The organism is Novosphingobium sediminis, from assembly GCF_007991615.1.
Taxonomy (GTDB): domain Bacteria; phylum Pseudomonadota; class Alphaproteobacteria; order Sphingomonadales; family Sphingomonadaceae; genus Novosphingobium; species Novosphingobium sediminis.
Map to the genome: position 1 here is coordinate 17,240 of NZ_BJYR01000034.1, position 11,224 is coordinate 28,463.

The following is an 11,224-nucleotide window of genomic DNA, read 5'->3' on the forward strand; positions in this document are numbered from 1 at the left end:
CGCGATGTTCGGCTCGATCGTCGATCTCGTCGTGGGAGACAGCCGCAAGCCGGAGCGCAGCGCCCGCGCGCCCGATGTTCCGATGCTGTCGCACTTTCTGGGTTATCGCTCTTTCGACGAGGAGAAGCGCATATTTCACCAGGTCCGTTCGAAGGGCTTCATTCTCGAGCTTGCACCGCTTGTGGGCGCGAATGACCGGGTCAGTGAGATCATCGGCACGATCTTCTCCGATATTCTCCAGCCCGGAACGCGGTTCAGCGTGACCAATTTCTCAAGTCCCAGGGTAGCCGAGATGCTGCAGGCCTGGGCGCTGCCACGCTTCACGGCTTCGGGCGTCTTCCGGACACTTGCGCGCCACCGCCTCGACAAACTGCTCGGTGGTGCCTGGTCAACGCTTGCGAGCGACGGACCGTTTTTTGTGCGCAATTTCCGTGTCGTGATGTCGGTGGGCATTGGGCAAGGGTCCAGTCTCACCAATGATGACCTCGTTACGATGCGCGACGGGATCATTTCGGCGCTGGAATCGATCAATGTCCCGGTCCGGCAGTTCGCGCCGATCGATCTCATCCGCCTGTTCGACGAGATCCTTGCGCCGTCGAACGGTGCGGGAGACGAGGTGCCCGACTACAACCGGTTCGATCCGATCAACGAGCAATGTGTCCGGCGCGATCTGGTCACGCACGTCGAGAAGGACCGCCTTGTTCTCCATGCCCAATCGCTGAGGCCGACGGGCGCCGTCGCATCGGGTGTCCCCGAGCTGAAGGACTTTGTGCCCGAGAGGTTTGACGTCCGTACCATGGCAGTGCGAGGCTTCCCCGATCGCTGGGCACCCTGGGATACCCAGAAGATCATTGGCGACATTTTCAATCCCAAGCTCAGCCTTCCCTGTCCAGTGCTCCAGACGGTCTGCGGGATCATCCCGGGCCCGGAATCCTCCGAAGCAAGGGCGGGATACAAGTTCGCACGAACGACGTCGCTGGCCGATGGCAAGGGCGTCAAGCTCGTTCCCAAGCTGCGCACTGAGGCCGCCGAATGGCAGTTCGTGGCCGACAGGGTCAAGCAGGGCGAGAAGCTGGTATCCTGCTACTACGCCGTCTCGATCATTGCGCCCAAGGGCCGGGGCGAGCCCTGCGAGCGCACACTCAAAGCGCTCTACAAGGCCACGGGATGGGACCTGATCGACGAGACCCATATCCAGTTGCCCGCTTTCATGGCGCACTTCCCGCTGCTGCTTGCCGACGGGCTCGACCATGATCTGAAGCGCATGAAGCGCCTGCGGACCATGCGCTCGGCCAATGTCGCAGCCATCGCGCCGATCCAGGGAGAGTATGTCGGGGGCAACATTCCCCATCTGCTGTTCATCGGAAGGCGCGGTCAGCCACAGTTCTGGTCGCCGTTCCAGAACACCGCTGGCAACCACAATGTTGCGATCGCGGGCAAGTCCGGTTCTGGCAAGTCGGTCCTCCTTCAGGATCTGACCGCGAGCTTTGCAGGGGTTGGGGCCAAGACCATCGTGATCGATGATGGCCGTAGCTTCGAGCATATGGCGAAGGCTCTAGGCGGCACGTTCACCGAGTTCAAACTGTCCTCCGGGATCTCGATCAACCCGTTCCGGATGATCGATGAGCATCTGGCGCGCGAAGACGACGACTATCTGGTCGATTGCCTCGCGATGCTCAAATCGATCATTGCGCAGATGGCGCGCAACGAGACCCGGCTCAACGACACCGAACGGGGGCTTATCGACCAGGCGGTCAATCTCGTTTGGGAAGAGCATGGCCGTGACGGGACCGTCGACCATGTGATCGCCGCGCTCGGGCAGGCGCAGCACCCTTGTGCCTATGATCTGGCAACCTCTCTCCTGCCATTCGCGGCAAAGGGCACTTTTGGCCGCTTCTTTCTGGGTGATGCCAACCTCGACCTGTCCGCTGATCTGACGGTTTTCGAGCTCTCTGACCTTGCGACCCGCGAGGAGCTGCGCGGCGTTGTGCTCACGTCGATCATGTTCATCGCCTCGCAGGTCATGCGCCGGATGGACCGCGCGACGCCGAAGCCTTTGATCATCGATGAGGCCTGGCAGATGCTCAAGGGTGGGGCGATGGCCGACTTCGTCGAGACCTATTCGCGCACGTGCCGCAAATATGGCGGCGCGCTGATTACGGCCACGCAGTCGATCCACGATTACTACAAGTCGGAAGGGTCGCGAGCCGCGCTCGAAAACTCAGACTGGTTCCTGATCCTCCAGCAGAAGGGCGAGACCATCTCGGACTTCCGCAATTCGGATCGCTTCGAGATGGACAATCTCACCGAGGCGCTCCTGCGCTCATTGAAGCGCAATGGCACCGATTATTCGGACATCTTCATCCGCGGACCCGACACCGAAAGCATCGGACGGCTCGTCCTCGACCGCTATTCGGCGGCACTCTACTCATCGAGCCCTGACGTTTTCGCGCGGATCGAGGCTTACATCGAGCGCGGGCTGCCGATGCACGACGCGATCGAGGCCGTCGCATTTCCCGAAGGATATCAGCAGGCGGAGGCGGCGGAATGATCGCGTTGTCTCGTTCCCAACAAAGGGCCGAGTTTGTCCAGCGCGGCCAGGATGCGCTGTTTGTAGCCTTACGCGTTGCAGGTTGGGGCGCAACGACCCTGCTTTCGGCGATCGGTGCAGGGCTGCTCGTGTTTTTTGCCCTCGGCGGCTTCACCTTCGCCGGCTTGGTGTTGCAACTCGGCAATCTTGCATCCCGGTTTTCCGCTGCGGACGCCGCCCGCCGGGGTGAGTTCGAAGCCATCGTGCTGGCGATCTTCGTCATCGTTCTTGCGCTGACCGCCTTCTTTCGCCGCGCGAGCCTTCGCGCTGCCTTCATCCCCATCACGGACCTCACGGGAGAAGACCAATGAGAGACCTGTTTGATGAGCTGCCTCCAGCGGCGGCCCCGGCACGAAAGCCGACCGGATCGCTCTTGCAACGCCGGTTCGCTGGCATGTCGCCGCGGGAACTGGTCTTGCTTGCAGCCGGCATCGCCATGTTCATCTGGGGCGCCTGGGTGACACGGAATATCGCATCGTCGCCTGACTCGAGGCAGGAGTTTGTCCAGCTGCAGCTTCAGGGGATCATCGGCGAATATCTTCAGGCGCAGTCCCGTTCGAGCGCGGACGAAACCACGGCGGCACGTGAAACGGCCGTCTTCATGGCGGCACTTGATGAAACGGTCGCCAGCCTCTCCAAAAGCGGCAAGGTCGTGCTGGTTCACGAGGCCATCGTTGGCGGCAACGTGCCGGACGTGACGCAAAGCGTGAAGGCTGCCGTCTATGCCCGGGTCCCGCGGCCGACGCCTGCCCAAGCGATGCAAGGCATGGGATCAGGAGTGAGACCAAAGGGCTCCGCAGCGAATGCCGCCCGGGTCGAATCCGAGATGCAGGCCTTCATGGCCGCGAATGGCGGAGGGCAGGGCGGTGGAGCGCACTGACTCCAAGCGCCTGTCGCTGGCGCAGAAGCTCGCCGCCATCGCCGCGCTGAGCGCCCTCGCGATGGGGTTCAGCGCACTTGCCCGGTGGAGCGGAACGCACGCCCTGATGATCAATGCTTCGGACTCACTTCCGAACTGGGCCTTCCTCGTCGAAAGCGGCAGCTTCCCGAAACGCGGTGACTACGTGATCTTCCATCCGGGCCATGACCGGATGACAGCCAAGTACTTCGGCAACAACCCTCCTCCCTTTGCGAAGATTGCGGTCGGACTTCCGGGAGATGTCGTGACGCGGCGCGGCGCAGACGTCCTCGTCAATGGTCAGCGGATCGCATCGCTGAAGCCTGCAACCAAGCGCGGTGACCCGCTCGAGGAAGGGCCTCTGGGTATAGTGCCAAAGGGGTGCATTTTTGCCGCGACCCCGCACATGGACGGGTTCGACAGCCGCTACGCGCATATCGGCTTTGTCTGCCGCGACCGACTGGTCGGCACCGGAAGGGCAATACTGTGAAGCGCGGGGTCCTTCTTGCGCTGCTGGCGCCGTTCGCGATCGGTGCAGGCACGCCCCTGTCGCCCATTCGCGCGGGCGTCGATCACGGTCAGATGGGTCAGACCTGGCCCGTTATCGAGCCTGACCTCCTGGCCGTGATCAAGACCCGCCTCGATGCCGCGCAAGCGAGTGGCAAGCTCGACGCGCTCAACCGGCAGTTCGCGGACAAGGTCAAGCAGCGGGTGATGCAGCCTGTGCCGGTTGCCGGCATTGCAGCTGCAACCGAAGTTCGCAGTTGGGAATTCGATCCAGCCATCGTGGTGGAGAACGACGTTCGTGACCACAGGGGCAACCTCATTGCTGTTGCAGGCCAGCGCGTCAATCCGCTGGCCCTGTCGGGCCTTTCGAAGAAGCTCGTCTTCATCAACGGCAACGATTCTGCAGAGCTCGCATGGGCCATGCAGCGGGGAGGCGAAGAAGCGGCCAAGATAATCTTCGTCGACGGCTCGCCGTTCACCCAGATGCAAACGCATCGCCGGCGCTTCTACTTCGACCAAGACGGGCGTCTGACGACTCATTTCGGGATCCGCCACACGCCCGCCGTTGTCGAGCGCAAGGGCGATTTGCTGCTCGTCACCGAGCATGTGATCCGCCGCAAGGGTCAGCCGACATGACCGGGTGGCGTGATCTTTTGCCTGTGCCGCTCGCGGCCCCCGAAACCCCGACGCTGCGCGGCGCTCGCGTTCGGGTGATCATGGGCTGCGCGGTGCTCGCCGCAACAGTGCTCTTTTTTGGCGAACTTCGCACGCTGGCACGACCCCTGGCGTTTCCCTGGCTGGGCGCCACCTTCACCTTTGTCATCGTTCAGGGCTGGCTCTGGTTGAAGGCCAAGAATGCGGCCGACGATGCCTGGCTCATGCAAGGCAGGGAGGACCAAGATGCTGCTTAGGCTCCTGGCTCCCATCGTGGCTCTGCTGGTGGCCGCGCTGGCGACGCCGGCAGCGGCGCAAGGTCTTCCAACCGGGCCGGGCCGGTGCTCGGGCAGCTTCGTCAATCCTGTCACCGATGTGTGCTGGGGATGCATGTTCCCGCTTTCGCTCGGCTCGCTCAAGATCTGGCCTTCCTCCCGGGCCGATACCAAGAATCCCGATCTCCCGATCTGCGCGTGCGGCACACCTGTTCCGCGCATTGGTCTTGCGATGGGTTTCTGGGAGCCGGTGCGGCTTGTCGACGTCACGACCAAGCCCTGGTGCTTCCCCAATCTCGGGGGGATCAAACTCAATCCGGGCTTCTCGATTGGCAACGGCTATGCCTCGGATTCTTCGCAGGTCGGCGGTCAGGCCCAGAACAGCGCCAAGTACCACGTCCATTACTACATCTACCCGCTGCTCTACTGGCTGGAGGTGGTCACGGATTTCCTTTGCCTCGAGGCGAGTTCCTTTGATGTGGCCTATCTGAGCGAGATCGATCCGCTCTGGCAGGACGATGAGCTCACGACGTTGCTCAATCCCGAAGCAGCCCTTTTTACCTCGCCGCTCGCACAGGCTGCGTGTTCAGCCGATTGTATTTCAGCGAGCGCAAAGTTGCCGATGGACGAGCTCTTCTGGTGCTCGGGCTGCCAGGGACCGATGTACCCGATGAACGGCAACATCGGCGCGAATGTTGGCATGAAGCAATCGGCCCGGCTCGCCGCTGAGCGGATGATCTACAAAATGCACCGGCAGGGTCTGGCTTGGGGCACCAGCGGTCCAAAGGCGCTGTGCTCCAAGTACCTCATGCCGATCCTCAAGAAGAGCCAGTACCGGCTGCAGCAGGTGAACCCCACGGCCATGGTGAGCGGACGTGAGGCCTGTTCGCCCATCGGCGCCACGACGCTCCTGCCAAAGGCGGGCCAAGTCTACCCGGTCAAGGGGGAGGATGTGGGTTTCCTCGTCTGGCGCAAACGAAACTGCTGCGTTCTTTAAAGAGGGAGGGAGAAAGTGAACCGCACACTTGCTGTCGCTCTTGCAGGTTTCGGCCTTGGACTGGTCGCTTTGGCAGGCTGCGCGGTGACAGTCTTCGCGCAGAGCGTCGAGGGCCTTGATATTCAGGCGATCGAAGCGCGAGGACAAGCAGCGCAAGCCGATGCACAGGCGCTGTTCGAGTTCGCTACCGCGAGGAGCGAGGCGCACCGCGGCGAAGCACAAAGCGTTGTCGATGCAGCGAACGGTGCGGTCCGGGATATTGACGTTTCCGGTGCTGGTGAGGCAAAGGGTCCCATCGATTTCGATGCCATCGTGAACGGCGCCAAGGCTGGCCATGTGCAGCCCAAGGGCGCGCCGCTCTTCATCGCCTTTGCCAGCCTGTCGATGCCTGAAGACGCGCTCTCGCAGCTCATCGCCGACACGACGAAGGCCGGCGGCGTTGTGGTTTTCCGGGGGTTTTCCTCCGGCAATCCTCAGGCTTTCATCACTGGTATTCGCAAGGTTGTCGACCAGGCCGGGGCGACAAATGTCGCGATCGATCCGCGGCTGTTCCGCTCGTTCGGCGTCGACAGGGTCCCGACATTTGTGGCTGTCTCCACCGATTTCGAGCCTTGCGATCAGCTCGACTGTGTCACCACCCCGCCTCCGCATGACCGGATCGCCGGAAATGTCAGTGTGTCCTACGTGCTTGAGACTTTCGCCGAGGCCAATGGCCCGGGCGCTGCGGTGTCGCGCATTGCGCTCGCCAACATAAGGCAGGTGCGGTGAAACCAGCTCGCGGATCTCTGCGCTCAGGTCTAGCCTGGATTTCGCCGATCCTGCTGGTGTTGGCCGCGTCCGGCCATCTCGCCCAGGCGCAGATGACGTCCGGTGATGCGCGCGAAGACGGCGAGGCGATGGCACGCAGCCTTCGCGATGGTAAATCCTCGACGATCCTGAGCGCCGGCAGTGAAGCCAAGGTTCCGGGCTTTGGCGGAACGGAGATTCCGGCCAAGCGCTATGTTGATGATCCGATAGGCCTGACGACAGCTGGCGAAGCCCAACGCTATCAGGAGCAATACCGGACGGTCGTGGACCCCCGCCGCAGGGTATTTGATCCAGCGACAATCGATTTGTCCTCAGCCTCGGCGATTGAAGGCGATCCCGACCGTTATCTGGGTGCGAGCCCTGGCATCGGAGGGGAAGCTAACACCTGTTCGCCGCTTCCGCCGGGCGGCGATGGCGCAACAACCTATCTTGAAAGCTGCAACAGCGGGTCGCAGCCCTTTGATGCGCCGCGGACCTGCACCGCCGCGCTCAGCGTTCAGACCGAAGGGCGGCGCTATTGGGAATATGCTTGCGAAACCGAGGAGTTTGCCGGGCGCAACGAGATGTGTCCGGTGCTTGCCAATGCGCCAGGTTCGGGTTCCTGCAGCCTCGAGCGCAGCGTGCGCATCGGCCAGAGGTGCCTCCAGTGGGTAGCAGAGGATAACGGCCGCAAATGGTGTTCAGAGCCCGGTGAGCCGATTTACCGCCAGGTCTGGCAATGCCCTTCGCAGCTGAGCGGCGTGCTGGGGGGAGTCGAACGAAACAGTGCTCGGGTCGTCGGCGAAACAGTTGACGAAGCGGCTTGCCGCAGTGCCACCAGTGGCGCCACCTGCACCCTTGCCAACGAGGTCTGCACGGCCCCCGGTGAGACGCGGGTGGTAGGCGGTCTTTCGGTCACGCGAAGCTGCTGGGAGTGGCAGCGCACCTATCAGTGTCAGGGCGTGGCGCCGGCTAATGATTGCGCCGCGCTGGAAGCACGCACCGATTGCAGGTTCAGCCATGATGAATGCCTGAGCTTCGATCCCGACGGCGTGACCTGTAATGTCCACGACCGCTGGTATCAGTGTACGCTTCCTAAAGCGGGCACCGCCGCCTCCGCGGCCTATGTCTGTGCGGGGGACCTCTACTGCATCGACGGCGAATGCACGCAGGTGACGCGTGAGGCCTCGACAGAGTTCAAGGATGCGATGGTCGCCATGAACGTCATGGGGAACCTTCGCGACGGCTTTGACCCCGACAGGCTAAAGATTTTCAGCGGCGAGCATCTGCGCTGCACACGAAAGATCTTCGGTCTTTCGAACTGCTGCAGTGGCAAGGGCATTCCGCTCCTGACGCCTTTCCTCTGCGACCGCGAAGACCGTGAGGTCGACAAGCGCGATGATGCTGGTCTGTGCCACTTTGTCGGCACCTATTGCTCGGCTCGCGTGCTCGGCGTCTGCGTGACCCGCAAGCAGTCCTACTGCTGCTATGGTAGCAAGCTTGTCCGCATCCTTAATCAGCAGGGCAAAGCCCAGCTCGGAATGCAGTGGGGTACACCCAAGGAGCCTGACTGCGAGGGCTTCCTGATTGCCCAGTTCCAGAAGCTTGATCTCAGCCGAATGGATTTCCGGGAGGTCTACGCCGAGTTCGTCGACGCCGCCAAGTTGCCGAGCGAGATCGAGCTGTCGCTCCAGATCCAGCAGAAGATCGAGAGCTACTACACCTCTCATGGAGGAACCTGATCATGACAGGAGGCACCGTCCTGCCATTCGGGAAGGCGCGTCCTTTCCCATCCGCTCAGGTCCTCGATCTGGCCGTGGCGGTGGCAATCGGCCGCGATCTTGCACGCACCGAGGCTGATCTTCTTGCGCGGATCGAAGACTGGTTTCTGTGCCCGGCAACGCGGAGCGAGATCGCTGGCTCGATTGCGCGGCTGCTCGAAAAGGATTGGGCGCGCCGTTCGGACGCGGGCGAATGCGCCCTTTGCCTGACAGAAGCTGGGATCGCAGCGACGACGACCCTTTCGGGGGGAATGATCCGCATGATCGACCGCGGCCGCGGTCTCTTCAAGACCGCCTTCCTCCTCCAGATGTTCGACTTTGGGAAAGGACAATGCCCATGACAAAGCCCTTCTTCCTGGCCCTGACCGCCCTCGGCGTAGCGGCAGGCGCTCCCTTGCTGGCGCAGAGTGCCCCTCCAGCGGCGCGCGATGCGTTCTATTGCGACGAGCGCAAACTTGGCACCTGGTTCTACTGCAATTCGGAAGAGGCCAAACGAAAGGCGCGCGAACGCGCGCAGCAGCAGCCTGCCCAAAGCCCGCCTGCGGTTGATCGTATGGCGGCGATTACCCGCCAGCTCGACGAGCTCAAGGCGCGCGCGATCCTCGAGCCGACCTCGGAGAACATCGTCAACTACATCCGCTTCCAGCGCGAGCAGCTCGATCGTGCGTCGACCTTCGCCGACGTCTGGAGCCGGGCAATCTGGCAGAACCCCGAGCTCGATTACACGCTCGAGCGTCCGGTCTCGACCCTCGCCAAACAGACCTGGCTGACCGATCGGCGCCAGCAGCGCGAGGGCTCGATGGCTGCGCTCACCGAGCGTTATGGCGTTTTCTATTTCTACTCCTCGTCGTGCTCTGCCTGCCGGACATTCTCGCCGGTTATGCGGGCCCTGTCCGACAGCTACGGCCTCGAGGTTCTGGCAGTCTCAATGGACGGCGGCCCCAATGAAGCGTTTCCCAACTTCGTGGTCGACAGCGGCCAGTACCAGCGCATGGGCCTGCAGGGCGGGACCGTCCCGGCTCTCGTTCTGTTCGACACCCAGACAAAGCAGCCCATTCCTATCGGTTACGGCGTGATGGCGGCCGACGAGGTCATGCAGCGCATCTTCTATCTGACCAAGATCGAACCGGGGAGCGACTACTGATGGCACACAAGCCCACGAAAGCCTTTGGGACCCGACTGCTCGCGCCGATCCTAAGGCGTGCGGGCATTGCACTGTCGGCGCTGGCCGTTGCCAGCATGGCCGGCGGCCCCGTTCGCGCGAATGTCGGCTCTGAGCTCAACAGCTTCTTCAATGACATGGGCGCTGCTGCAAACGCTACCGGGCCGGTCGCCTACCAGGGTCAGTCTGCGGGCTACTATTCGGGCGGCAACATCTGGACCCGCTTCCCGCAAAGAAGCGTCAACCCGGTCAATCTCCAGTTGCCCTCGGTCAAGGCCGGCTGCGGCGGCATCGACGTCTTCTCGGGCTCCTTCTCGTTCATCAACTCGGACGAGATTGTGGCGATGCTCAAGGCGACAGCCAACAATGCGCTGGGGTTCGCGTTCCAGCTCGCGATCAAGTCGATCAGTCCGCAGATCTCCGCCACGATCGAGGAAATGGCCCAGAAGGCGCAGCAGATGAACCAGTTCAACATGAACAGCTGCGAGACCGCGCAGAACCTCGTCGGCGGCCTGTGGGGCAAGTCCGATCGCATGTCCTCGGAGATCTGCAAGTCGATCGGGAACAGCCAGGGCTTGTTCTCGGATTGGGCCAAGGGGCGCCATGAATGCGGGACGGGCGGTCAGCGCGAGGCGACCCTGAAGGCGAACAAAGATCCCGCGATTCCGGCGGCCAGCTACAATTTCACCTGGGAGATGCTGAAGCAGAGCTACCCCAGTTTCTCGGTGAACTTCCGCGAATACCTGATGACCTTCGTGGGCACGGTCATCTTCTACCAGGACGGCGATGCCAGCGGCAAACGCGGCTACCAGTTCGTCGGGCAGGGAGACCGGGCACTGCTGACGGCGCTGCTCGATGGCGGGGGCTCGGTCACGATGCTGAAGTGCGACACGAGCGACAAGTGCCTCAACCCCACTACGCAGAGCATGTCTGTATCTGCCTCGCAGGCCCTCAAGCCGCGGGTGCGGGCGATGATCGAGAGCATGAACGGCAAAGTGCGAAGTAACGCTGCTCTCACGCCTGACGAGATCGGTTTGCTCGGGGCGACCACCATCCCGCTCTACAAGATCATCTCCGTCAACGCGGCCGCAACGCTTGGAGGCATGACCGCCAACGACATGAATGATCTTGCCGAGATCGTCGCGATGGACCTGCTCGATGCCTTGGCGCAGCAATACTACGGCTACGCCTCGCGCGGTGTTGGCTCGTTCCAGAACGCCAATGAGGAAGCGCTAACACAGTGGCGAGCGCAGATCGCCTCGGTTCGTCAGGTGCTCGATACCTATTCGCAAGGCATGAACCTCCGCCTTGAGCGGACCCAGCATGTTGTCCAGCGCGCCGTCTTCCTTGAGGGTACGCTCCGCAACAACCTTTCGCCTCAGATGTCGGCTGCGCTGCGGTTCAGCACGTCCCTCTCCAACCAAGGCCTGCAATAGGTCCGACCCCGCGGCAGGAGGGACGAGCGATGATGGAGATCTTCACGATCGGCGGGGGCGAGTATCTCGTCAATGTCTTCAACGCGGTCAGCGCCTGGACCGGGGGAGGGGGCTTTCGCGCCCTGCTGCGCGTCGTGA

12 protein-coding genes are annotated in these 11,224 nt (G+C 62.4%); all 12 read left to right on the forward strand.

Annotated features, from left to right (window positions below):
- The first annotated feature begins 4 nt into the window (after positions 1-4).
- The 12 genes from traC to NSE01_RS19925 are packed head-to-tail and all read left to right on the forward strand — an operon-like array spanning position 5 to position 11,086.
- Positions 5-2,551 carry a type IV secretion system protein TraC gene (traC, locus tag NSE01_RS19870; protein ID WP_147161344.1) on the forward strand — a complete coding sequence of 849 codons (2,547 nt, stop codon included), beginning with the start codon at positions 5-7 and terminating at the stop codon, positions 2,549-2,551.
- Complete coding sequence (locus tag NSE01_RS19875) at positions 2,548-2,901, forward strand: hypothetical protein (protein WP_147161345.1); 354 nt, start codon at positions 2,548-2,550, stop codon at positions 2,899-2,901. The genes traC and NSE01_RS19875 overlap by 4 nt, the downstream gene beginning before the upstream one ends.
- Positions 2,898-3,470 (forward strand): TrbI F-type domain-containing protein, encoded by a 573-nt coding sequence (locus NSE01_RS19880; RefSeq protein WP_147161346.1) that lies wholly within the window; start codon positions 2,898-2,900, stop codon positions 3,468-3,470. The genes NSE01_RS19875 and NSE01_RS19880 overlap by 4 nt, the downstream gene beginning before the upstream one ends.
- On the forward strand, positions 3,457-3,978 hold the full coding sequence (locus NSE01_RS19885; protein ID WP_246135302.1) for a S26 family signal peptidase: 522 nt from the start codon (positions 3,457-3,459) through the stop codon (positions 3,976-3,978). Before NSE01_RS19880 ends, NSE01_RS19885 begins: the two co-directional genes overlap by 14 nt.
- Positions 3,975-4,631 (forward strand): type-F conjugative transfer system protein TraW, encoded by a 657-nt coding sequence (traW, locus tag NSE01_RS19890; RefSeq protein WP_246135303.1) that lies wholly within the window; start codon positions 3,975-3,977, stop codon positions 4,629-4,631. Before NSE01_RS19885 ends, traW begins: the two co-directional genes overlap by 4 nt.
- Complete coding sequence (locus NSE01_RS19895) at positions 4,628-4,906, forward strand: hypothetical protein (RefSeq protein WP_147161348.1); 279 nt, start codon at positions 4,628-4,630, stop codon at positions 4,904-4,906. Before traW ends, NSE01_RS19895 begins: the two co-directional genes overlap by 4 nt.
- Positions 4,896-5,921 carry a conjugal transfer pilus assembly protein TraU gene (gene traU / locus NSE01_RS19900; protein WP_147161349.1) on the forward strand — a complete coding sequence of 342 codons (1,026 nt, stop codon included), beginning with the start codon at positions 4,896-4,898 and terminating at the stop codon, positions 5,919-5,921. Before NSE01_RS19895 ends, traU begins: the two co-directional genes overlap by 11 nt.
- Before the next feature lie 15 nt (positions 5,922-5,936).
- On the forward strand, positions 5,937-6,689 hold the full coding sequence (gene trbC, locus NSE01_RS19905; protein ID WP_170233916.1) for a type-F conjugative transfer system pilin assembly protein TrbC: 753 nt from the start codon (positions 5,937-5,939) through the stop codon (positions 6,687-6,689).
- The gene (locus tag NSE01_RS19910; RefSeq protein WP_147161350.1) at positions 6,686-8,449 is read left to right on the forward strand and encodes a conjugal transfer protein TraN; all 1,764 of its coding nucleotides are present in this window, start codon (positions 6,686-6,688) and stop codon (positions 8,447-8,449) included. The genes trbC and NSE01_RS19910 overlap by 4 nt, the downstream gene beginning before the upstream one ends.
- A 2-nt stretch (positions 8,450-8,451) precedes the next feature.
- The gene (locus tag NSE01_RS19915; RefSeq protein ID WP_147161351.1) at positions 8,452-8,829 is read left to right on the forward strand and encodes a hypothetical protein; all 378 of its coding nucleotides are present in this window, start codon (positions 8,452-8,454) and stop codon (positions 8,827-8,829) included.
- On the forward strand, positions 8,826-9,632 hold the full coding sequence (gene traF / locus NSE01_RS19920; protein ID WP_147161352.1) for a conjugal transfer protein TraF: 807 nt from the start codon (positions 8,826-8,828) through the stop codon (positions 9,630-9,632). Before NSE01_RS19915 ends, traF begins: the two co-directional genes overlap by 4 nt.
- On the forward strand, positions 9,632-11,086 hold the full coding sequence (locus tag NSE01_RS19925) for a conjugal transfer protein TraH (RefSeq protein WP_147161353.1): 1,455 nt from the start codon (positions 9,632-9,634) through the stop codon (positions 11,084-11,086). The genes traF and NSE01_RS19925 overlap by 1 nt, the downstream gene beginning before the upstream one ends.
- Positions 11,087-11,224 lie beyond the last annotated feature (138 nt).

Bases quoted from the DNA above. Each gene is read 5' to 3' on its own strand.
- traC (WP_147161344.1), top strand. From the start codon at position 5: ATGTTCGGCTCGATCGTCGATCTCGTCGTGGGAGACAGCCGCAAGCCG.
- NSE01_RS19875 (WP_147161345.1), top strand. From the start codon at position 2,548: ATGATCGCGTTGTCTCGTTCCCAACAAAGGGCCGAGTTTGTCCAGCGC.
- NSE01_RS19880 (WP_147161346.1), top strand. From the start codon at position 2,898: ATGAGAGACCTGTTTGATGAGCTGCCTCCAGCGGCGGCCCCGGCACGA.
- NSE01_RS19895 (WP_147161348.1), top strand. From the start codon at position 4,628: ATGACCGGGTGGCGTGATCTTTTGCCTGTGCCGCTCGCGGCCCCCGAA.
- traU (WP_147161349.1), top strand. From the start codon at position 4,896: ATGCTGCTTAGGCTCCTGGCTCCCATCGTGGCTCTGCTGGTGGCCGCG.
- NSE01_RS19915 (WP_147161351.1), top strand. From the start codon at position 8,452: ATGACAGGAGGCACCGTCCTGCCATTCGGGAAGGCGCGTCCTTTCCCA.
- traF (WP_147161352.1), top strand. From the start codon at position 8,826: ATGACAAAGCCCTTCTTCCTGGCCCTGACCGCCCTCGGCGTAGCGGCA.
- NSE01_RS19925 (WP_147161353.1), top strand. From the start codon at position 9,632: ATGGCACACAAGCCCACGAAAGCCTTTGGGACCCGACTGCTCGCGCCG.